The organism is Streptomyces sp. P9-2B-2 (genome assembly GCF_030406865.1).
Taxonomy (GTDB): domain Bacteria; phylum Actinomycetota; class Actinomycetes; order Streptomycetales; family Streptomycetaceae; genus Streptomyces; species Streptomyces platensis.
In genome coordinates, this window is sequence record NZ_CP129126.1 from 1446865 (window position 1) to 1467801 (window position 20937).

Sequence of the window (20937 nt, forward strand, 5' to 3'; positions counted from 1 at the left end):
GGGCGCGAGGGGGGACTGTGTGGCCGCCGTAACGACGGATGATCGCTTGCCGTGACACCCGGTTAACGGGCCGTTCGTAGGGTCGGAACAAGCTTCCGACCACGAAGGGGACCGTCCGTGACCGCACCGGAACCGCTGGCAGAGCACCTCACGCAGGTGCGGACGGCGTGCTCGTACTGCGGGGTCGGCTGCGGGATCGTGCTGGATGTCGCGACGGACGAACAGGGACGGCGGACGGTCCGCAAGGCGGCCGGGGACAAGGCCCACCCGGCGAACGGCGGCCGGCTGTGCACCAAGGGCGCGACCAGCGCCGAGCTGCTCGCCGCGCCGGGGCGGCTGTCGGCCGCCCTGGTGCGCGCGGACCGCGGCGACGAGCCGGTGGCCGAGCCGATGACGGCGGCGATCAAACAGACCGCCGGGCGGCTGCGCGAGATCGTCGACGAGCACGGCCCGGACGCCCTCGCCCTGTACGTGTCCGGCCAGATGACGCTGGAGGCCCAGTACTTGGCGAACAAGCTCGCCAAGGGCTTCGTCCGCACCAGGCACATCGAGTCCAACTCCCGGCTGTGCATGGCGAGCGCGGGCAGCGGCTACAAGCTGTCGCTGGGCGCGGACGGCCCGCCCGGCTCCTACCAGGACTTCGAGCACGCCGACGTCTTCTTCGTCATCGGCTCCAACATGGCCGACTGCCACCCGATCCTCTTCCTGCGGATGATGGAACGGGTGAAGGCGGGCGCCAAGCTGATCGTGGTCGATCCCCGCCGTACCGCCACCGCGGCCAAGGCCGATCTGTTTCTCCAGATCGCACCGGGTACGGATCTGGCGCTGCTGAACGGTCTGCTGCATCTGCTGGTCGAAAACGGCCACGTGGACGCGGAGTTCATCGCCGAGCACACCGAGGGCTGGGAGGCCATGCCGGCCTTCCTCCAGGACTATCCGCCCGAGCGGGTCGCGGAGCTCACCGGGATTCCGGAGGCGGACCTGCGCCGGGCCGCCGAGTGGATCGGCGCGGCGGATGACTGGATGAGCTGCTGGACCATGGGCCTGAACCAGAGCACCCATGGCACCTGGAACACCAATGCCCTGGTCAACCTGCATCTGGCGACCGGTGCGATCTGCCGGCCCGGCAGCGGCCCGTTCTCGCTCACCGGCCAGCCCAACGCGATGGGCGGCCGCGAGATGGGCTACATGGGGCCGGGGCTGCCCGGCCAGCGGTCGACGCTGGTGGCCGAGGACCGTGCCTTCGCCGAGGAGCTGTGGGGCCTGGAACCGGGGACGGTACGGGCGGACGGGCCCGGGCAGGGCACCGTCGAGATGTTCCAGCGGATGGCGGACGGCGACATCAAGGCGTGCTGGATCATCTGCACCAACCCCGTCGCCTCGGTCGCCAACCGCCGGACGGTCATCGAGGGGCTGGAGGCCGCGGAGTTCGTGGTCGCCCAGGACGTCTTCGCGGAGACCGAGACCAACGCCTACGCCGATGTCGTCCTGCCCGCGGCCATGTGGGCCGAGGGCGAGGGCGTGCTGGTCAACTCGGAGCGCAATCTGACGCTGGTGCGACCGGCCGCCGACCCGCCGGGCGAGGCCTGGCCGGACTGGCGGATCATCGCGGAGATCGCCTGCGCGATGGGCTACGAGGACGCCTTCACCTACCACGGCGCGGAGGAGATATTCGAGGAGATCAAACGCGCCTGGAACCCGCGGACCGGCTATGACCTGCGCGGAGTGACCTATGAGCGGCTGCGGGACACCCCGGTGCAGTGGCCCAGCGCGGCCGTCGACGGGCCCGACCGCAACCCGGTGCGCTACCTCAACGACGGCATCAGCCAGACCCTGGACGAGCGGCCCGACGGCACCCGCCCCCGGCTGTCCTTTCCCACCGCGACCGGCCGGGCCGTGTTCTTCGCCCGGCCGCACCTCCCGCCGGCCGAGATGCCCGACGACGACTTCCCCTATGTGCTGAACACCGGGCGGCTGCCCCACCAGTGGCACACCCTGACCAAGACCGGCAAGGTCGCCAAGCTGAACAAGCTCAACCCCGGCCCGTTCGTGGAGCTGCATCCGCAGGACGCGGCGGCGCTGGGCCTCGCGGACGGTGACACGGTGGAGGTCGCCTCACGGCGCGGCCGGGCGGTGCTGCCCGCCGTGGTGACCGACCGGGTACGGCCCGGCAACTGCTTCGCGCCGTTCCACTGGAACGACCTGTTCGGCGAGTACCTCAGCGTCAACGCGGTGACCCATGACGCGGTCGACCCGATCTCCTTCCAACCCGAGTTCAAGGTCTGCGCGGTGTCGCTGGCCAGGGTCGCGGGCGGGGCGGGTGCCGGGCGGACCGGCGCCGGGTCCGGGGCCGGGGCGGACCAGGGCCACGACGCGGCGACGGCGGTGCTGGCCGGGGTGTTCGGGCTCGGCGAACCCGCCCCGCCGGCGCTGGCCGCGCACGAACGGCGCTATCTCTCCGGCTTTCTCGCCGGGCTGCGCTCCGGGCCCGCCACCGCCGTCGGCACTCCCGTGCTGCCGTCGCACGCCCCGTTCAGCCCGGAGAGCGCGCTGTGGGTCAACGGCGTCCTGGCCGGAATGTTCTCCCGCACACCGGACACCCGGTCCGCGACGGCCGCGGACCCGGCGGAGGCTCCCGCCGAAGCGGCCGACGCCCCGGCCGCCCGTACGGTCGTCGTCCTGTGGGCCTCCCAGACGGGCAACGCGGAGGAGGTCGCGGCTGACACGGCCCGGAGGCTGACCGGCATCGGGCGGGCGGCGACGCTGCTGAGCATGGACGACAGCGCACCGGCCGCCCTGCCGCGCGGCGCCGATCTGCTCATCGTCACCAGCACCTTCGGCGACGGCGACGCCCCCGACAACGGGACCGGCTTCTGGGAGACCCTGAACGCGCCGGACACACCCCGGCTGGACGGGATGCGCTACTCCGTCCTCGCCCTGGGCGATTCCTCCTACGACGATTTCTGCGGCCACGGCCGCCGCCTCGACGCCCGCCTCGCCGAGCTGGGCGCCAAGCGGCTGGTGCCCCGTACGGACTGCGAACCGGACTATGAGCAGCCGGCGGGGCAGTGGCTCGACCAGGTCCTCACGGCGCTGGAGGCCGAGACGGAACCGGAGGGCGGCGCCGAAGCGGAAGGCGACGCGGAGGCGGACGGTGGCGCGGAGGCGGGTGCCGCGGCAGGCACGCCCCCGGGGACGGTCCCGGCTCCCGCCGCTCCGGGCCGGGCGACCGGCGGCCCCGCCCGGCCCTCCAAGGCCGCGCCCGCCACCGCCCGTCTCGTCGGCAACGACCTGCTGAGCCGGGCCGGGGCCACCAAGGAGGTGCGGCAGTTCACCCTCGACACCCGGGACGGTGACGGCACCCCGCTGGACTACGAGGTGGGCGACGCGCTCGGCGTGCTGCCGCGGAACTGCCCGGACCTCGTCGCCGAATGGCTGGCCGTCACCGGCCTCGATCCCGCCGCCCCCGTAGAACTCCCGGGCCCGGGCACGGTGCCGCTGGGCGAGGCGCTGCACCGCCATCTGGACATCGCCAGGATCACCCCCGCACTGCTCCGGCTCGTCGCCGAACGCACCGGTGACCGGGTGCTCAAGAAGCTGCTGCGGCCCGACAACAAGGGTGAGCTGGCCCAGTGGACCTGGAGCCGGCAGGCCGTCGACGTGCTCGCGGAATTCCCGGTGCGGGCGGGTGCGGCGGAGTGGGCCGGTCTGCTCCCCCGTCTCCAGCCCCGGCTGTACTCCATATCGTCGAGCCCGCTGACCGATCCCGGGCTGCTCCGGCTGACGGTCTCCGTGGTCCGCTACGAGAACCGCGCGGGCCGCCCGCGCAAGGGCGTGGCCTCCACCTTTCTGGCCGATGCCGAGCCCGGCAGCCCGGTTCCGGTCTTCGTCCAGCGCGCCGCCCACTTCCGCCCGCCGGCCGATCCGGCCACCCCGATGGTGATGGTGGGCCCCGGCACCGGCGTCGCGCCCTTCCTCGGTTTCCTCGACGAGCGGCGGGCCCGCGGCCACCGCGCCCCCAACTGGCTCTTCTTCGGGGAGCAGCGACGCGCCACGGACTTCTACTACGAGGACGCGCTCGACCGACTGCGCCACGACGGGCTGCTCACCCGGCTGGACACCGCGTTCTCCCGCGATCAGCGGGCCAAGGTCTACGTCCAGGACCGGATGCGCGAACACGGCGCCCAGCTGTGGTCCTGGCTCCAGGACGGCGCGCACTTCTATGTGTGCGGTGACGCGTCCCGGATGGCCAAGGATGTCGACCGCGCGCTGCGGGACATCGCCGTCGCGCACGGCGGCCTGGCGGAGGAGACCGCCGTTGGTTACGTCAAACAGCTCGCCGCCGACAAGCGCTACGTCCGCGACGTGTACTGAGACGTACCGGGACCTGGGCCGCGGGCCCGCCCCTCCCCTCCCCTCCCCTCCGTAACGCTCCCTTCCACCCCCGCCGTTCGCGCGCCCCGGATTGATTTCTTGAACGGGCCGACCGCGGGCATTGGACGGACGATGGGGAGGAAGGAGAGCGCTATGACCCTGATGACCGCTGACGCGATGACCACCGAACCGGAGCCCAAGGGGCCGGGGCCGGTGCCGAGCGAGCCCGAACCGGTGCCACGGGACCCGGTCCCCGCCGAGCCGGAACCGGACGAGCCGGGCCAGGTCCCGGAGGAGCCGCCCGGCACGAAGCCGGATGTCCACCCGGCGCCGGAGCCACCCGACTGACCCACCCGCCGCACGCCACCCTGAAGGAGTTGAGATGCACGACGCGGAAACCCCGGCAGGGACGACGGGGGCCCCGGCGGCGCCGGGGCCCCTCGACACCGCCGAGCTGCGACGGCTCGACGCCCACTGGCGGGCCGCCAACTATCTGGCCGTCGGGCAGATCTATCTGATGGCCAATCCACTGCTGGAGGCGCCGCTGCGCCCCGAGCACATCAAGCCGCGGCTGCTGGGCCACTGGGGCACCTCGCCCGGCCTGAACCTGGTGCACACCCACCTCAACCGCGTCATCAAGGCCCGTGACCTGGACGCCCTGTGCGTATGGGGTCCGGGGCACGGCGGTCCCGCCGTGGTGGCCAACTCCTGGCTGGACGGCACCTACTCCGAGACCTATCCCGATGTCAGCCGGGACGCCGCGGGCATGGCCCGGCTGTTCCGGCAGTTCTCGTTCCCCGGCGGCATCCCCAGCCATGTCGCTCCGGAGACCCCGGGCTCGATCCATGAGGGCGGCGAGCTGGGCTACTCCCTCACCCATGCCTATGGCGCGGCGTTCGACAATCCGGAGCTGCTGGTCGCCTGTGTGGTCGGCGACGGCGAGGCGGAGACCGGGCCGCTGGCCGCGTCCTGGCACGCCACGAAGTTCCTGGACCCGGTGCACGACGGCGCGGTGCTGCCCCTGCTGCATCTCAACGGCTACAAGATCGCCAACCCGGCGGTGCTGGCCCGGATCCCGCAGGACGAGCTGGACGCGCTGCTGCGCGGCTACGGCCATGACCCGATCCATGTCACCGGCGACGATCCGGCGACGGTCCATCAGGAGCTGGCCGCCGCCATGGACCACGCCCTGGACCGGATCGCCGCCATCCAGCACCGGGCCCGCAACGAGGGGGTCACCGAGCGCCCCCGCTGGCCCATGATCGTGCTGCGCACCCCCAAGGGCTGGACCGGCCCGCACGAGGTCGACGGGCGGCCCGTCGAGGGCACCTGGCGCTCCCACCAGGTCCCGCTGCCCGGCGTACGGGACGACGCCGGGCATCTGCGGCAGCTGGAGGAGTGGCTGCGCTCGTACCGGCCGGACGAGCTGTTCGACGCCGAGGGCCGGCCGCGCCCCGAGGTGCTGGCGTGTGTGCCCGAGGGCTCGCGCCGGCTCGGTGCCTCGCCGCACGCCAACGGCGGTCTGCTGGTGCGGGACCTGCCGCTGCCGCCGCTGGAGCGGTACGCCGTGGAGGTCGACAAGCGCGGCACCGTGCTGCACGAGCCGACCCGGGTACTGGGCGGGCTGCTGCAAGCGGTCATGGACGCCACCGCGGAACGCCGCGACTTCCGTGTCGTGGGCCCCGACGAGACCGCGTCCAACCGACTGGAGGCGCTCTACGACGCCACCGGCAAGGCCTGGCAGGCGCAGACCCTGGACACCGATGAGCATCTGGCCCACGACGGCCGGGTCATGGAGGTGCTCTCCGAGCATCTGTGCCAGGGCTGGCTGGAGGGCTACCTCCTCACCGGCCGGCACGGACTCTTCTCCAGCTACGAGGCGTTCGCGCACATCGTCGACTCGATGGTCAACCAGCACATCAAATGGCTGCGGACCGCCCGCCGGATCCCCTGGCGGCGCCCCCTCGCCTCGCTGAACTACCTGCTCACCTCACACGTCTGGCGGCAGGACCACAACGGCTTCTCGCACCAGGACCCCGGCTTCGTCGACCACATCCTCAACAAGAGCCCGGAGGTGGTCCGGGTCTATCTGCCGCCGGACGCCAACACCCTGCTCTCGGTGGCCGATCACGCACTGCGCAGCCGTGACTACGTCAATGTGATCGTGGCCGGCAAACAGCCCGGCTTCGACTGGCTCACCCTCGACGAGGCCCGCACCCACTGCGCACGCGGCGCCGGTGCCTGGCAGTGGGCGGGCACCGAGGACGGCAGCGTTCCCCAAGCTCTCGGCTCCGCTCGAACAGGGGAGACCCCAACCCCCGATGTGGTGCTGGCCTGCGCGGGGGACGTCCCCACCCAGGAGACGCTGGCCGCCGCCGCTCTGCTGCGACGGCATCTGCCGGAGCTGGCGGTGCGGGTGGTCAATGTCGTCGACATGGCGCGGCTGCTGCCGTCGGGGGAGCATCCGCACGGTATGCCGGACCCCGAGTACGACGCACTGTTCACCCGCGACAAGCCGGTCATCTTCGCCTACCACGGCTACCCGTGGCTGATCCACCGGCTCTGCTACCGCCGCGCCGGACACCGGAATCTGCATGTCCGCGGCTACAAGGAGGAGGGCACCACGACCACGCCCTTCGACATGGTCGTCCGCAACGATCTCGACCGGTTCCGGCTGGTGATGGACGTGGTGGACCGGGTGCCCGGCCTCGGGGTGCGCGCCGTCGCGCTGCGGCAGGAGATGGCAGACGCCCATACCCGCCACCACGCCTGGATCCGGGAGCACGGCACCGACCTGCCGGAGGTCGCCGACTGGACCTGGGCGGGCTGACGGGGCCCGGTGGCGGCCCCGCCTCCGACGGAGTAACGCGCGGCGGGTGCCCGCCCAGAACCTGGCGACCACCCTGCTCAGCCTGGTGATCCTGCTGCTGGCCCAGGGCTACGGCCGCCCGGCGTACACCGATCCGGCGCTGGTGCTCGCGGTGCTGGGACCGGCCGGCACGCTGCTGTATGTACGGCTGCTCGCCGACCAGTTGGCGGCCCATCCGCCGCGGCCGCGCTCGCTGCTCGCGGTGACGGCACTGAGCTATACGGCCGTGCCCGCGGTGGTGCTGCCGCTCCGTGCCGGTGTCCGTGCCGGTGCCGCTGTCTGTGGCGTTCATGCGGGCGGGGGTGCCCGTTCCGGACCGTCGTACGCTCGCGCGTCCGGGTGGCGCGGGGAGCGGTGCGGCCGTTCGCCGTCCGTGTCGCCGGGCGATCCGGGGCGTCGCACAGTGAGGAGGACCTCGCGGAGTCCGTACGCCGTATGCCGCATGGCCGGCGCGGGATCGGCAAGGAGAACCAGCATGCCGCGCGGAGCGGGCGCCGGGCGTCCGGCCGCGGAGGAGCGACGTGTGAGGAGCTCATGACGGTGCGACAGCCATCACGACCGCCGGGCAGCACCCATCCGGACCCGGTCCCGCCCACCCCGGGCCCGGGCCCCGGGCCACCAGGACCCACGCCGGGCCCGGTACCCGGCCCGGTCCCCGCACCGGGCCCCGATCCGGTGCCCCCGCAGCCACCACGTCCCGAGCCGGACCCGGTCCCGCCCCATCCGGCGCCGCCGACACCGGGACCGGAGCCCGGCCCCGCGCCCGATCCGCTCCCGGCCCCGGGCGTGGGAAGGGCCGCGCCACCGGGCAGCTCCGGACAGCCCACCCCGGAGCTGCGGGGTACGCCCGCACCACAGTGACGAGGCAGGCCCTGGCCGTCCCACGGCGGATCGCCGGGGCCTGCCCATGGGTCGGCGTGGGCCCGCGCCGACCCGCCGGACAGGTTCTACGCTCGGCGGGTGCGGAATTCCGAGGAGCGTGCCGAGGGTGCGGGACCGTTCATCACCCGGCTGACCTGGCGCCTCGAAGAGGGCGGCACCGCCGTCTGGGAGTCGCGGGCGGCCCGTAAGCGCGGGACGCTCGCCGTACGGCCCGAGGGCGCCACCGAGACCAGTGCGCGGCGCGCCGGCGCCCCGGCGCTCGACCGGCTGCGCAAGCTCAACGGCGTGGCCGCGGTCTCCTTCACGATCGGCGGGACCCTCTTCGCCCTCGGCGCGGCGCTCGCCCAGTGGAGCTCGGGCCGGACCACCAGCGCCACGATCTACTTCACCGGCGGGGTGTTCTTCACCCTGGGCGGCTATGCCTCACTCGTTCAGGCCATCAACGCGCCACGGCGGGAGAGCACGGCCGGTTCGCTGACCACGCACCGCTTCCGGTGGTGGAGCTACGAGCCGGGCCGGATCGACTGGCTCAGTACCTTCGTGCTGTTCGCGGGGACGCTGGTGTTCGGCGTCAACCTGCTGGACTCCTTTCTCCAGGGGCTCACGAGCCGCCAGCTGGACCGGCTGGTCTGGGCGCCCGACATGATCGGCTGTCTGCTGTTCCTGATCTCGGGTCATCTGGCGATCGCCGAGATCTGCCACGGCCGGCCGTGCATCCACCGGCGCCGCCTCGGTTGGTGGATCGTCGCGGTCAATCAGCTGGGATCCGTGCTCTTCATGGTCTCCGCGGTGGCCGCGTTCACCCGTCCGGAGACCGGCAGTGAGATCAGCGTCGGCGTAGCCAACTGGGGCACTCTCACGGGGGCCCTGTGCTTCGCGGTCGCCGGGGTGCTCCAGGCCTACGAACGCCCCTGACATGCGGCCGACCGGACCCTGTGTAAACGTGGATGCACTGCATGGTCACCTGTGGGTCCGGTTCGGACGGCCAGGTTTCTCAAGTGAGGAGTGACCCATGGCCACTCAGAAGAAATATGTGGGCGGCTGGACGGCGTTCGCCGCGGTCCTGATGATTTTCGGTGGCGCGATGGCCTTCCTGGAAGGCATCTCCGCCATCGCCAAGGACCAGGTCTTCGTCACCACACAGAACTACGTCTTCTCCTTCAACCTCACGGGCTGGGGCTGGATCCATCTCATCCTGGGCATCGTCATCCTGCTCGCGGGTGTCGCACTGCTCGCGACCGGCGCGATGTGGGCACGGGTCATCGGTGTGATCCTGGCCGGCCTGGGTGCGCTCGCGAACTTCCTGTGGATTCCGCACTACCCGTTCTGGGCCATCGTGCTGATCGCCATCGACATCTTCATCATCTGGGCGCTGTGTACGGATAACCACCGCCACACCGCCGCCACCAGGTGAGCCGAACCCTCCGGCACCGGCCATGACCACCGGACCCACCGCGCAGGAACGCGCGGAACAGGGCAGGGCACTTCGCTCCGAAGTGCCCCGCTCCCGTCATGCGGACTTCCAGCCCCCGGCGGACCGCGCCGATCCGGTGGACATCATCGAACGGCAATCCGCCTCCCGCGTACCGGAGTTGGTACCCATCCGCTACGGGCGGATGCTGGAGTCGCCGTTCCGCTTCTACCGCGGTGCCGCCGCCATCATGGCCGCGGACCTGGCGACGACCCAGTCGACGGGGCTGCGGACCCAGCTGTGCGGGGACGCCCATCTGCTGAACTTCCGGCTGCTGGCCTCCCCCGAGCGGCATCTGATGTTCGATATCAACGACTTCGACGAGACCCTGCCCGGGCCGTGGGAGTGGGACGTCAAACGGCTGGCGGCCAGCTTCGCCATCGCGGGCCGCGGCAACGGCTTCAGCGAGACGGTCCGGGCCGACATCGTGCGGGCCGCCTGCGCGTCCTACCGCGACCGGATGTATCAGTACGCGGACCTGCGGACCCTGGAGGTCTGGTACGCCCATGCCGACATGGCCGACGTACAGGCCGAGGAGGCGCAGGAGCTGGGCAGCAGGGGCCGGGCGGGGCTGTCCCGGGTCATCACGGAAGCCCGTACGCACGACACCGTGCAGGCGTTCCACAAGCTGACCCGGAAGAGCGCCGACGGCCGGGTCCGCTTCGCCGCCGATCCCCCCTTGATCATGACGCTGGACGAGCTGCTGCCGGACGTGGAGCGCGATGAGCTGGAGGAGCGGATCCGCGCGCTGATCGAGAGCTACTCCGGCTCTCTGCGGTCGGACCACCGGCGGCTGCTGGAGCAGTACCGGGTGGTCGACGTGGCCCGCAAGGTCGTGGGCGTGGGCAGTGTGGGCACCCGCTGCTGGATCGTGCTGCTGCTCGGCAAGGACACCGAAGACCCGCTGCTGCTCCAGGCCAAGGAGGCCGACGAGTCGGTCCTCGCCCCGTACGTCGGCGCGGCCGTCCAGCCCACCCAGGGCGAGCGCGTCGTGGGCGGCCAGCGGCTGATGCAGGCCGCCAGTGACATCTTCCTCGGCTGGGACCGGGTCACCGGGATCGACGGCCGCAGCCGCGACTTCTACGTACGCCAGCTGCGCGACTGGAAGGGCATCATGCCCGCGGACTCGATGGTGCCGGTGGGCATGCGGCGGTTCGCGGTGCGCTGCGGTGCCACGCTGGCCCGTGCGCACGCCCGCTCCGGCGACCGGTTCGCGATCGCCGGCTACCTCGGGCGGGGAACGGTCTTCGATGAGGCGCTGGCGCGGTTCGCGGAGCGTTACGCGGACCAGAACGAGCGCGATCACCAGGCACTCGTGGAGGCGGTCCGGGACGGCCGGGTCACCGCCCACCCGGGCTGAACCGGCGGGCGGCACCGCGGCGGCGAGGGGCGGGCGCTGCCGACGCCACCCGTTCGGCGCACCCGGTATCGCCCGGGATGTACGGTCCGTCCGCCCCGCCTAGCATGGTGCCGAATGGCTCCGATGAAGGCGGCCCCCATGCGCCCCACGGCGAAGTTCTCCATCAGCTTCGGCCTGGTCACGATCCCGGTCGCCGCGTACAACGCCACGGACACCTCCGCGTCGGTGAGCTTTGTGCGGATCCATACGGCGGACGGCGGACGGGTGCGCAACCAGCCCGTGTGCTCACTGGAGGGCGTCGAGATCACCCAGGACGAGATCGGCCGGGGCTACAAGCCCGGCGACGGCGACACGGTGGTGCCGCTGAGCGACGAGGATCTGGACGCGCTGCCGCTGCCCACCGCGAAGACCCTGACGATCCTGGCGTTCGTCGCCGGCGGCGACATCGACCCGCTCCAGATGGGCAAGGGCTACTACCTGGGCATCGACAGCCCCGCCGCGGCCAAGCCCTACGTGCTGCTGCGGGAGGCGATGGAGCGGCATCAGCGCGTCGGGCTGGGCAAGATCGCGCTGCACGGGCGGGAGACCCTCGCGATGATCCGCCCGATGCAGGATGCGCTGGTCATGCAGGTGCTGTTGTGGCCGCACCAGATCCGTTCCATGGACGGGGTGCTGCCCGAGCGGCAGGCGGAGGTCGCCCGCAACGAGGTGTCGGCCGCCGAGGCCCTGATGGATTCCTTCGGTGAGCTGTCGGACGACGATCTGCACGATCACTACCGGGAGTCACTCGAAGAGATCGTGTCGGCGAAGCTGGCGCACCGTGAGCCGGAGTTCCCGGCCGGCGAGGAGCAGCCCGCCGGAGAGGTGATGGACCTGATGGCGGCCCTCCAGGACAGCGTCCGGGCGGCCAAGAGGTCCCGCGGCGAGGACGAGGAGCCCGCGTCCCGGTCCGGCCGTACCGCGAAGAAGACCACGGCGAAGAAGAGCACAGCGGCGAAGAGCACGGCGGCGAAGTCCACCGCCACCAAGAGCACCGCCACGAAGGCAGCTGCCAAGAAGACCGCCGCCAAGAAGCAGACCGCGGCGAAGAAGACCGCGAGCCGGGGCGGGCGGCGGGCCGGCTGAGCCTCCCGCCGCCCGCCGCCGGGCCCCGGCCGCCGGTGGCCGCCCCGCCCCGCCTGTGCACATAAGGCGTCCGCCGCGGGGTACGCGAGCGTCATCAGGCCTTACTGCCCATACAGTTACGGAGGCTGACGCCATGGGTATCGGCGGATGCATCGGTCTGCTCGCGGTGGGGGCGATTCTCACCTTCGCGGTGGACTGGCACATGGCCGGCATCAACGTTGACCTGGTCGGCATCATCATGATGATCGTCGGCATCATCGGGCTCGCGACCTATGTGAGCATTTTGAAGCGGCGGCGCGTCCAGCCGCCGTCCCCGGCCGCTCCGGTCGTCGATGTCGAGGACACCCGCTACTACAAGTAGTCACCGGCCAGGCGGTCTTGGTTTCGCCACCGGCACCGCCCTTCAGCCGCAGGACGTACCGGCCTTCGGCAGGACCCCGTTCAGCAGGAAGTCGTCGACATGGCCCTGCACACAGAGGTCTCCGGTGGTGTAGGCGGCATGTCCCTCACCGTGGAAGGTCAGCACCACACTCGAATTACCCAGCTCACGGGCCATGTTGAAGGCGCCCTCGTACGGCGTCGCCGGGTCGTTGCTGGTCGCGACGAGCAGCAGCGGCGGTGCGTCGGGCGCCGCGACCGCCCGGGAGGAGTCGTCGCCCGCCACCGGCCAGCCGTAGCAGTCCAGCAGGAGCGGGGCGATGTCCGGGCCGAAGAGCGGGGACGCCTGGGTGAGTTCGCGCTCCGCCCGGGGGTAGTCGTCGGCGCCGTAGCGTTCCGAGGTGTCCCGGCACGAGATCGCCCGGAGGGCCAGCTGGTCCTGCGGCGGTAGCTCGTCCCGCCCCACCTGCGGTGCCGGGACCGTACGGGCGGCGCTGCCGCCACCGCTCTCGCTCAGGCGGAGGATCCCGGCGGCGTCGCCCCGCCGCAGCTGCGCCAGCGCCTGGCGCAGCGCCGGCCAGTCGCTTCTGCTGTAGAGGGCCTCCCGCAAGGCGTACACATAGGTGGTCTCATCCACCGTCTCGCCCTTCACCTTCATCGGCCGTTCACTCAACTCCTGGTACCACGTGCGCAGTTGCTCCTGCGCCTGGCGCTTGTCGCCACCCAGCGGGCAGCCCACGCCCTGGAGGCAGTCGGCGGCGAAGTCGTCCAGCGCCCGCTGGAAGCCGCGGGCCTGGGCCAGTGCGGTCTGCCAGGTGTTCTTGGTCGGGTCCTCGACGCTGTCCAGGACCATCCGGCCGACCTTGTCGGGGAACTCGTGGGCGTAGACCGCGCCCAGCTTGCTGCCGTAGGAGAAACCCAGGTAGTTGAGCTTGTCGTTGCCGACGGCGGCGCGCAGGACGTCCATGTCCCGGGCGACATCGGGGGTGCCGACCCAGCGCAGCAGCCCGCCGGAGTACCGGCCGCAGGCCTCGTTGATGCGCTTCTCCTTCGTGGCGAGGCTGTCGTCGCCGCCCGTGGCGAGTTTGCTGCCGCAGGAGATGGGTTCGGTGTGGCCGGTGCCGCGCGGATCGAAGCTGACGATGTCGTAGCGCTGGTTCAGCCGGGCGAAGGCGTTCCCGCTGTCGATCAGATAGTTGACGCCGGAAGCACCCGGACCTCCGGGGTTGATCACCAGTGAGCCGAGGTGCTCGCCGGGCCCGGTCGCCTTCAGCCGGATCAGCTGGACCTGCATCGTGCTCCGCTTGGGGTTGGCGTAGTCCCGCGGCACCTCCATACGGGCGCACTCCAGGCGTTCCCGGAAGCCGGGCGGCTGGGAGGCGCCGTCGCTCTGCGCGCCGTTCCGGAGGTCCTGGCCACAGGGCTCCCAGGACAGTGTCTGCTGGTAGAACGGCGTCAGCTCCGGGTCATCGACGGCCCCCGCGGCCGGAGTTCCCACGAAGACGCAGAGCAGCGCCACCACCGCCGCCAGGGCCGACAGCCGCAGGGCTGTCATGCGCCGGCGAACACACCGCGCTCCCCCTACTCCCACACGAGACGGTGCACGGCGTGTTCCCGGCATATTCCGAGCCTAGGGCCGTTGCAGAGCTCCCGCACACCTGCCGTGCGCCGGCCGCCGTGGCGCCTGCGACGGGCCCCGGCGGCAACCGACGGTCACGGCGTCATGACCCGGCCACCCAGCGGGGCCGGGCCTTCTCGGAGCGTGGTCCCGGGGGCCTTTCGGTCCGCTCAAGATGCGGAGGTCGCGACTCCGATCACTCTGGAGAGTAGGGCAGATCGATGCCATCGCGTGGTGGGGCCCTGCACAGACGCCCATCGGCTGCACGGCCGGGAAAAGGTGACGTACCCATGAATGACGGAACCAAGGTCCTGCTGGCCGCCGCCTTGGCCGGTGGCTATGTGCTGGGCCGGACGAAGAAGGGCCGGTTCGCGCTCACGATGGCGTCCTATATCGCCGGGCGGCAGTTCGGGCTCGAACCACGCCAGCTCGTGGCCCAGGGAATGCGCAAGCTCAACGAGATTCCCCAGGTCGCAGAGCTGGGGGAGCAGCTGCGCGGAGAAGTGCTGGACGTCGGGAAGAAGGCCCTGACGACCGCGGCCAACCGCCGTCTGGAGACGCTCGCCGACACCCTCCACGACCGTACCCGCGTGCTCGAATTCGGCCCGGAGGAGGAAGAAGAAGGCGAGGAGGAAGAGGGGGAATTCGAGTACGACGAGGAGGAAGAGCCGGAGGAGGAAGAGGAGGAGCCCGAGGAGGAAGAAGAGCCGGAAGAGGAGTACGACGAGGGTGAGGGTGCGGAGGAGGAGCCCGAGGAGGAGGAAGAGGAGCCCGAGGAGCGGCCCCGTCGGCGTACGCCACGAGGCGGCGCACAGAAGCGGGGTGGGCAGCCCGCCAAGAAGACCGCCGGGAAGAAGGCCGCCGACGGCCGGAAGACCGCGGCGAAGAAGGCCGCACCCGCCAAGAAGACCGCGGCAAAGAAGACGGCGGCGAAGAAGACCGCCGCACAGAAGACAGCCAAGAAGGCGGCCCCGGCAAAGAAGTCCGCGGCCAAGAAGACCGCCGCGAAGAAGACGGCCGCGAAGAAGACCACGGGCAAGACGACCGCGGCCAAAAAGACGGCAGGCAAGGCCGCCGCCAAAAAAGCTCCTGCGAAGAAGACTGCCGCGCAGAAGAAGGCAGCTCCTGCGAAGAAGAGCGCCAAGAAGACAGCATCGCGCGTCGAGCGCCGGAGGTAACCGGTCATGGCCAAGACGGGACAGGACGACACGGGCTCGGGCCTCGATCGGCTGCGGGACGAGCTGGGGAACTACGCGACGCAATGGGTGGGGAACCTGGCCGGAAAGGCCGGCGACAAACTGACAGATGTGACCGGACAGCTCACCGATGTCGCGGAGGGCGGCGGATCGCTGTCCAAGATCGCGGGCAATCTCCTCGGCGGTGACTCGCCCGTCAAGGCCGCCCTCAAGGGGACGGCGGAGAACGTCAAGGACACCGTCACCGGAAAGGCCAAGGAGCTCTTCGGCGGCGGAAAGGGAAAGCGCAAATCGGGGGACCAGAAGGTCACCAACATCATCGAGGTCCTCGACGTCGGAGTGCCGCTGCGCACCGCCTACGACCACTGGACGCAGTACGAGAAGTTCAGCGGCTTCACCAAGGGCGTCCGCAATGTGTCGATGCACGATGAGACGACCAGTGACTGGAAAGCCAAGGTCGGTCCGTCGACCCGGGGCTGGAAGGCCACCGTTCAGGAGCAGGTGCCGGACGAACGCATCATCTGGACGTCCGAGGGTGCCAAGGGATCGACCCGCGGTGCCGTCAGCTTCCACGAACTGGCGCCGAACCTGACCCGCATCGTGCTGGTCGTCGAGTATTACGCCTCGGGATTCTTCGAGAAGACCGGAAATATCTGGCGCGTCCAAGGACGGCGGCTGCGGCTGGACTTCAAGCATTTCCAGCGCTACGTCACACTCACCGACGAGGAGCCGGAGGGCTGGCGCGGCGAAATCCGCGAGGGCGAGGTCGTCCGGACCCACGAAGAGGCCATCGAGGACGAAGAGGCCGAGGAGCGCGAGGGCGAAGAACGCGAAGGCGAGGACGCGGACGAGGAATACGACGAGGACGGCGAGGACGAGGACGAAGCCGCGGACGAAGACGAGGAAGGCGAGCCGGAAGAGGAGTACGAGGACGAGGACGGCGAATGGGATGAGGAAGCGGAAGGCGAGGAGGAAGAGGAGGAATGAGCACCGCACTGGTGAAATCACTTGACGAGCTGGGCCGTTGGGAACAGCTGGACACCGTGATCGGCCCGGTGCAGCGGGTGGTGCGCGGCCTGCCCCTGGGGCGCTTCCGCGATGTGCTGCACGGCCTGCCGATCGGTCATCCGCTGCACCCGGCGCTGGTGCAGCTGCCGATGGGCGCCTGGATGTCCGCCGCGGTGCTGGACGCCGTCCCGGGTACCCGGCGCGGGGCCCGCCTCCTGGTAGGCGTGGGCGTCCTCTCGGCCGTACCGGCCGCATGGGCGGGCTGGGTGGACTGGGCCGAGCAGCACGAGGACCAGATGCGGACCGGGCTGGTGCATGCGGGATCGATGGCCCTGGCCATCGGCCTGTACGCGAGGTCCTGGGTGCATCGCGGCCGCGGCAGCACCGTGCGCGGCAAGCTGCTCGGGTTCGCCGGGCTGTCCGCGGCCGGCGCCGGCGGCCTGCTCGGCGGGCATCTCGCGTTCCGGCAGGGCGCGGGCCCCAACAAGGCGGAGCCGGTGCCCCGTCTGCTGGAAGAGGGCTGGCACCCCGTGGGCAGGGTGGAGGACTTCCCGGTCGGCGAGGCCGTGCGCCGGGAGCTCGGTGAGGTGCCCCTGCTGGTGGTACGTCAGCCGGGCGGTGAGATCCATGTGCTGGCCGGGCGGTGCAGCCATCAGTCCGGGCCGCTGACGGACGGCACGCTCGCCGACGGCTGTGTGACCTGCCCCTGGCACGGCAGCGTCTTCCGGCTCTCGGACGGGGCGAACGTCGCCGGCCCGGCGACCGCTCCCCAGCCCTCCTTCCGGGTGAGCGTGGAGGGCGACGGCACCGTTTACGTGCAGTTGCCCGGCGCGGGCTGAGCCGTTCGCGGGGGTGCTCCGGGGGCAGGGCCGGGCGTGCGGCGGGGCCAGGCGCTCGCCGCTCCCCCTCCCGGGGCCGGTCACTCGCCGCTCCACCCCCGCAGCCACCACCGCCCGACTGGCCGAACGCCCTCTCGTGGCTGCCGCGCCCCCTCCCGGGCCTCACCCGCCCCCGGCCGCCCGGGAATCCCTCCCGTGCGGGTGCGCGAACGCCCTGCTCAGCGGCCGTACGCCGGGCCCGCCGTAAGCCGCCACCGGCTACCGTCGAAGAGCGTGCGCGTCCGGCCCCGCCCCGTGGGGCCGCGCCCGGCCGTGCCGATCCGCGTCCAGTGGAAGGGCTCATCATGCGTGTGCTTCCGGCCGCTCCCCCGATCGGAGGGCTCACCGCTGTCGTCACCGGCGGCTCGCGGGGGCTCGGGCTGCTCATGGCCCGCCAGCTGCTGCGGCGCGGCTGCGATGTCGTGCTGCTGGCCAGGGACGAGGCCGAACTCGGCAGGGCCGTCGGCAAGCTGCGGCAGTGGGGCGGCGGGACGGTGCGCGCCGTGGTGTGCGATGTGCGGGACCGTGCCGCGGTGCGGGACCGTCTCGCGGAGATCGCCGGGGAGCACGGCGTGCTGGACATCGTCATCGCCAACGCCGGCATCATCCAGGTCGGCCCGGCCGACGCGCTGGGCGCCGACGGTTTCGAGGAGGCGATGGACTCGGTCTTCAACGGGGCCCTGAACACCGCGCTCGCCGCCCTCCCCCACCTGCGGCGCAGCCCGGCCGGCGGCCGGCTGGCGCTGGTCGGGTCGGTCGGCGGCCTGCTGGCGGTGCCGCATCTGCTGCCGTACTCCTGCGCCAAGTCCGCGGTGGCCGCGCTGGCCGAAGGGCTGCACGCGGAGGAGGCCCCGCACGGTGTCACGGTGACCGCGGTCCACCCCGGTCTGATGCGCACCGGATCGCATCTGCACGCGCTCTTCGGCGGGGACCGGCGCCGCGAGTACGCCTGGTTCTCGGCGCTGGCCGGGGCCCCTGTGCTCTCCATGAACGCCGAGCGGGCGGCGGAGCGCATCGTGACCGCGCTGCAGCGGCGGCGGCCCCGGATCGTGCTGACGCCGGCGGCCAGGCTCGGCGCCACGGCGCACGGGCTGGCCCCGGTGACCACCACCCGGCTGGCGTCCGCGGTCGCCCGGGTACTCCCCCGCAACGGTGCGCGCGGCACCGTCGCCGGTTCGACGGTCGCCGCCGGGGAACAGCCACCGGCCCGTCGGCTCCGCGGTGTCCTCGGCGCCCTCAACGAACGGGCGGCCGACCGCTTCAACCAGCGGTGAGGACCCGTACGGGCGGCGCCATGGTCGACGCGACCGCGGAGCGCATCGCGACGCTCGGCGGCTCCCCCACCGGGTCACCCGGCGCGCTGACCGCCGAAAGCAGCTGGGACGACTACTCCGTCGGACGGGCGCAGGCCATCGAGCACCTCGGTGCGCTGGACGTCGTCTACTCGGGCGTCATCAAGGACGCGGCCCCGCCGTTGCGAAATGGCGACGGCGGGGCCGCGGCGGTCAGTGCTTAAGGGTGTCCCGGCCCTTTTCCACCGCCTGTTTCATTTTCCCCAGGGCCTGTTCCGCCTTGCCCCGCCTCTGAAGTCCTCTGTTTCCGAGGGCCCTCCCCGTCGTCTCCTTGGCCTTTCCCTCGACGATATGGCCGAGGTTCCTGGTCTTCTTCGCGATACCCATGGTGTGCTCCCTTCAGGATTCTTCGGCGGGTGGCAGCAGGGTCCCGAGCGGCCCGAGATCCAAATTGAGGTCCTGCATCGTCAGTTCATAGCGGGTGCAGAGTTCCACCATGCGGTCGTGCAGAATCATCAGCGTCGCGCCCAGGCGTTCCTCCTGTTCCTCGGTGAGGTCCCCGGCGTCGACGCGTTGCAGGGCCTGGCGTTCCATCAGCTGGCGCAGCAGCTCGACCAGGGTGAGGACGAGCTTGATCAGGTCCCGCTCCACCGTGTCGGGGTCGGCGCTGATCCGGTGTGCCGGATGCCGGGCCGCCGGGCCGCCGGGCGGCGGGATGTCCTGGGGTGCCGCGGGCAGCAGCCGGAAGGCCCGGTCGGCCGCGTCGGCGACATCGTCGAACCGGTTGCCGGGCCGGCGCTCCTCAGCCGTCATGGTCGTCCCGTACCGGGGTGGTGAGGGCGGACCACGGGGAGGGGTTCTGTTCGCTGATGGAGACGATCAGGGCGCGCAGCGAGATGCGGACCAGGTCGATGTCGGCGATGGAGAGCACGACGTCGCCGGTGAGGACCACACCACCGCTGAGCAGCCGGTCCAGCAGATCGATCAGTGCGATCTGCCGGTCCGGCAGGGGTTCGTCCGTCGTTGCCGGCGGCCCGCTCGCCGGCCTCATGGAGCGGCTCCCCGCACCGGTTCGGTCTCGGGCGGCGTGGCGAAGGAGTACGGGGCCCAGGGCCCGGTGACCTCCACACGCACCCCGGACAGCCCCTCGGCGGCCCGACTGACGTCGGCGCGGAAGCTCTCGGCCTGCCCGAGGGGCACGAGGTAGGCGTCGTTGACGACGTTCTCGCCCGGCCCGCGCGCGAGTTCGCCCTGCTGCACCCGGTGCTGGACCCGGTCGACCGCATGGCCGCGGGCGGCGGCCTCGACCCGCCGGGCGACCTCTTCGGCGTCGCGGTAGGCGTCCTCCCGGGCATGCCGCTGTGCCTTGCGGTGGCTGAGGTAGGCGCGTCCGGGGCTCAGGCCGGTGTCCGCGTCCGCGGGTGGCGCGGCCGGCCGGTCGGTGGGCGCGGGCGCCTCGACATAGATCTTGACGCCCCACTCCGTGTGCGCGGCCAGCTCGGCCAGCCGGCCGGCGAACGCCTCCTGACGGGCCTCCAGCATGCGCCGCACCCGCTCGTCGTCGAGGTACACCGTCGCCAGCCGGAGCGGCAGGACGGTGGTGCGGGCGGCCAGCGCCTCGATCACCCGGTGATGGGCGCGGGCCACCGACTCCAGCCACTCCAGATCCTCCAAGTTGGCGCGCAGCGCGGCCTCGTGGAAGTCCTCCTCGGGCACCGGGCTCACGGCGACCACCACGTCACCGCGCTCCCCGGCCCGCACCAGATGCACCGGTGCGTCCGCGACCCCGGGCAGGTCGGCCAGCGCCTCGGCCAGCGATCCGCCGGCATCCCGCGCGACCGCGTACGCATAGCTGATGACCTCGGTCATGAGGTGTCCCGCCGCTTCTTGGTACGGGGGCGGGGCTCGGGCCGTTTGGCACGGGTGCCACTGGTGCGGCGGGTGGCAGTGGCCCGGCGGGCGGCGGGACGGGGCTTCTCCTCGGTCTCGGCCTCGGCCTCGCCTTCGTCCTCCCCCGCCTCCTCATCCTCGTACTCGTACTCCTCCTCGTCCTCCTCCTCGGCCGCGGGCAGTTCGTCGCCCTCCCGCAGGGACTGGATCTCGGCGCGCAGCCGTTTGTTCTCGTCGGCGAGCGAGCGGTAGCCGTCGGACGCGCGGGACGAGAGCGAGGGGTCGTGCTCCCACCAGTCGATGCCCATCTCCTTCGCCTTGTCCACCGAGGCGACCAGCAGGCGCAGTTTGATGGTGAGCAGTTCGATGTCCAGCAGGTTGATCTGGATGTCACCGGCGATGACGATGCCCTTGTCCAGGACCCGCTCCAAGATGTCGGCAAGGTTGGCCGAGGAGCCCTGCCCGCCGTACGGGCCGGCCCGGGACGGATAGTCGCCCATCCTCCTGGCGACGGGTTCGTTCACGGCCGCTGCACCTCGATTCCCGGCGTTGCGACGGGAGCGCGGGGCGGCGCTCCCGTTCCGCGGCGGCCACCG

At 71.6% G+C, this 20937-nt stretch carries 18 protein-coding genes and 2 pseudogenes; 14 read left to right on the top strand and 6 right to left on the bottom strand.

The features are described 5' to 3' along the window. Positions 1-117: 117 nt before the first annotated feature. The 9 genes and pseudogenes from QT196_RS06080 to QT196_RS06120 all read left to right on the top strand — a co-directional run bounded on the left by QT196_RS06080 (position 118) and on the right by QT196_RS06120 (position 12442). A complete protein-coding gene (locus tag QT196_RS06080) occupies positions 118-4374 on the top strand; it encodes a bifunctional nitrate reductase/sulfite reductase flavoprotein subunit alpha (protein ID WP_168477970.1) in 4257 nt (1418 codons plus the stop codon). Positions 4375-4527: 153 nt separating this feature from the next. Next, on the top strand, positions 4528-4722 hold the full coding sequence (locus QT196_RS06085) for a hypothetical protein (RefSeq protein ID WP_168477971.1): 195 nt from the start codon (positions 4528-4530) through the stop codon (positions 4720-4722). Between the two features lie 34 nt (positions 4723-4756). Then, entirely contained in the window at positions 4757-7204 is a 2448-nt protein-coding gene (locus tag QT196_RS06090) for a phosphoketolase family protein (protein WP_290354505.1), read from the top strand. Positions 7205-7244: 40 nt separating this feature from the next. Continuing rightward, positions 7245-7493, top strand: a pseudogene (locus QT196_RS06095) (monovalent cation/H+ antiporter complex subunit F); the annotation flags it as partial. Positions 7494-8203: 710 nt separating this feature from the next. After that, on the top strand, positions 8204-9040 hold the full coding sequence (locus QT196_RS06100; protein ID WP_290354506.1) for a hypothetical protein: 837 nt from the start codon (positions 8204-8206) through the stop codon (positions 9038-9040). 97 nt (positions 9041-9137) lie between these two features. After that, positions 9138-9539, top strand: coding sequence for a hypothetical protein (locus QT196_RS06105; protein WP_168477974.1), 402 nt, complete (start codon positions 9138-9140; stop codon positions 9537-9539). A 22-nt stretch (positions 9540-9561) separates the two neighbouring features. Beyond that, positions 9562-10956, top strand: a complete 1395-nt coding sequence (locus tag QT196_RS06110; protein ID WP_168477975.1) for a DUF2252 domain-containing protein — start codon at positions 9562-9564, stop codon at positions 10954-10956. Between the two features lie 138 nt (positions 10957-11094). After that, complete coding sequence (locus tag QT196_RS06115) at positions 11095-12081, top strand: Ku protein (RefSeq protein ID WP_168483592.1); 987 nt, start codon at positions 11095-11097, stop codon at positions 12079-12081. A gap of 133 nt (positions 12082-12214) precedes the next feature. After that, positions 12215-12442, top strand: a complete 228-nt coding sequence (locus QT196_RS06120) for a DUF6458 family protein (RefSeq protein WP_168477976.1) — start codon at positions 12215-12217, stop codon at positions 12440-12442. A gap of 42 nt (positions 12443-12484) precedes the next feature. Here QT196_RS06120 and QT196_RS06125 read toward each other — a convergent pair whose 3' ends face one another. Beyond that, positions 12485-14014, bottom strand: a complete 1530-nt coding sequence (locus QT196_RS06125) for an alpha/beta hydrolase (RefSeq protein ID WP_168477977.1) — start codon at positions 14012-14014, stop codon at positions 12485-12487. A gap of 353 nt (positions 14015-14367) precedes the next feature. Here QT196_RS06125 and QT196_RS06130 point away from each other — a divergent pair, with 353 nt between their 5' ends. The 5 genes and pseudogenes from QT196_RS06130 to QT196_RS06150 form a co-directional block, all read left to right on the top strand. Continuing rightward, entirely contained in the window at positions 14368-15255 is an 888-nt protein-coding gene (locus QT196_RS06130; protein ID WP_290354507.1) for a histone protein, read from the top strand. Between the two features lie 6 nt (positions 15256-15261). Continuing rightward, positions 15262-16260: an SRPBCC family protein gene (locus QT196_RS06135; protein ID WP_266736431.1), complete on the top strand. Its 999-nt coding sequence runs from the start codon at positions 15262-15264 to the stop codon at positions 16258-16260. Further along, the gene (locus QT196_RS06140; protein WP_168477980.1) at positions 16257-17120 is read left to right on the top strand and encodes a Rieske (2Fe-2S) protein; all 864 of its coding nucleotides are present in this window, start codon (positions 16257-16259) and stop codon (positions 17118-17120) included. The genes QT196_RS06135 and QT196_RS06140 overlap by 4 nt, the downstream gene beginning before the upstream one ends. 344 nt (positions 17121-17464) lie before the next feature. Further along, the gene (locus tag QT196_RS06145; protein WP_266736429.1) at positions 17465-18433 is read left to right on the top strand and encodes an SDR family NAD(P)-dependent oxidoreductase; all 969 of its coding nucleotides are present in this window, start codon (positions 17465-17467) and stop codon (positions 18431-18433) included. 20 nt (positions 18434-18453) lie between these two features. After that, positions 18454-18621, top strand: a pseudogene (locus tag QT196_RS06150) (DNA starvation/stationary phase protection protein); the annotation flags it as partial. Positions 18622-18664: 43 nt separating this feature from the next. On the opposite strand, the gene QT196_RS06155 reads toward QT196_RS06150, so the two are convergent. Genes QT196_RS06155 through QT196_RS06175 form a run of 5 tightly spaced genes read right to left on the bottom strand, consistent with a single transcriptional unit; the run spans position 18665 to position 20841 of the window. Further along, a complete protein-coding gene (locus tag QT196_RS06155) occupies positions 18665-18838 on the bottom strand; it encodes a CsbD family protein (RefSeq protein ID WP_168477981.1) in 174 nt (57 codons plus the stop codon). Between the two features lie 12 nt (positions 18839-18850). Then, positions 18851-19264 carry a gas vesicle protein K gene (locus QT196_RS06160; RefSeq protein WP_290354508.1) on the bottom strand — a complete coding sequence of 138 codons (414 nt, stop codon included), beginning with the start codon at positions 19262-19264 and terminating at the stop codon, positions 18851-18853. Further along, the gene (locus tag QT196_RS06165) at positions 19254-19502 is read right to left on the bottom strand and encodes a gas vesicle protein (RefSeq protein WP_168477983.1); all 249 of its coding nucleotides are present in this window, start codon (positions 19500-19502) and stop codon (positions 19254-19256) included. Before QT196_RS06165 ends, QT196_RS06160 begins: the two co-directional genes overlap by 11 nt. After that, complete coding sequence (locus QT196_RS06170; RefSeq protein WP_290354509.1) at positions 19499-20320, bottom strand: GvpL/GvpF family gas vesicle protein; 822 nt, start codon at positions 20318-20320, stop codon at positions 19499-19501. Before QT196_RS06170 ends, QT196_RS06165 begins: the two co-directional genes overlap by 4 nt. Next, positions 20317-20841 (bottom strand): gas vesicle protein, encoded by a 525-nt coding sequence (locus tag QT196_RS06175; protein WP_290356615.1) that lies wholly within the window; start codon positions 20839-20841, stop codon positions 20317-20319. Before QT196_RS06175 ends, QT196_RS06170 begins: the two co-directional genes overlap by 4 nt. Positions 20842-20937 lie beyond the last annotated feature (96 nt).

What these genes read in the sequence shown, in the direction of transcription:
- QT196_RS06085 (WP_168477971.1), top strand. Translation starts at nt 4,528, where the DNA reads ATGACCCTGATGACCGCTGACGCGATGACCACCGAACCGGAGCCCAAG.
- QT196_RS06090 (WP_290354505.1), top strand. Translation starts at nt 4,757, where the DNA reads ATGCACGACGCGGAAACCCCGGCAGGGACGACGGGGGCCCCGGCGGCG.
- QT196_RS06105 (WP_168477974.1), top strand. Translation starts at nt 9,138, where the DNA reads ATGGCCACTCAGAAGAAATATGTGGGCGGCTGGACGGCGTTCGCCGCG.
- QT196_RS06110 (WP_168477975.1), top strand. Translation starts at nt 9,562, where the DNA reads ATGACCACCGGACCCACCGCGCAGGAACGCGCGGAACAGGGCAGGGCA.
- QT196_RS06115 (WP_168483592.1), top strand. Translation starts at nt 11,095, where the DNA reads ATGCGCCCCACGGCGAAGTTCTCCATCAGCTTCGGCCTGGTCACGATC.
- QT196_RS06120 (WP_168477976.1), top strand. Translation starts at nt 12,215, where the DNA reads ATGGGTATCGGCGGATGCATCGGTCTGCTCGCGGTGGGGGCGATTCTC.
- QT196_RS06125 (WP_168477977.1), bottom strand. Translation starts at nt 14,014, where the DNA reads ATGACAGCCCTGCGGCTGTCGGCCCTGGCGGCGGTGGTGGCGCTGCTC.
- QT196_RS06130 (WP_290354507.1), top strand. Translation starts at nt 14,368, where the DNA reads ATGAATGACGGAACCAAGGTCCTGCTGGCCGCCGCCTTGGCCGGTGGC.
- QT196_RS06135 (WP_266736431.1), top strand. Translation starts at nt 15,262, where the DNA reads ATGGCCAAGACGGGACAGGACGACACGGGCTCGGGCCTCGATCGGCTG.
- QT196_RS06140 (WP_168477980.1), top strand. Translation starts at nt 16,257, where the DNA reads ATGAGCACCGCACTGGTGAAATCACTTGACGAGCTGGGCCGTTGGGAA.
- QT196_RS06145 (WP_266736429.1), top strand. Translation starts at nt 17,465, where the DNA reads ATGCGTGTGCTTCCGGCCGCTCCCCCGATCGGAGGGCTCACCGCTGTC.
- QT196_RS06155 (WP_168477981.1), bottom strand. Translation starts at nt 18,838, where the DNA reads ATGGGTATCGCGAAGAAGACCAGGAACCTCGGCCATATCGTCGAGGGA.
- QT196_RS06160 (WP_290354508.1), bottom strand. Translation starts at nt 19,264, where the DNA reads ATGACGGCTGAGGAGCGCCGGCCCGGCAACCGGTTCGACGATGTCGCC.
- QT196_RS06165 (WP_168477983.1), bottom strand. Translation starts at nt 19,502, where the DNA reads ATGAGGCCGGCGAGCGGGCCGCCGGCAACGACGGACGAACCCCTGCCG.
- QT196_RS06170 (WP_290354509.1), bottom strand. Translation starts at nt 20,320, where the DNA reads ATGACCGAGGTCATCAGCTATGCGTACGCGGTCGCGCGGGATGCCGGC.
- QT196_RS06175 (WP_290356615.1), bottom strand. Translation starts at nt 20,841, where the DNA reads ATGGGCGACTATCCGTCCCGGGCCGGCCCGTACGGCGGGCAGGGCTCC.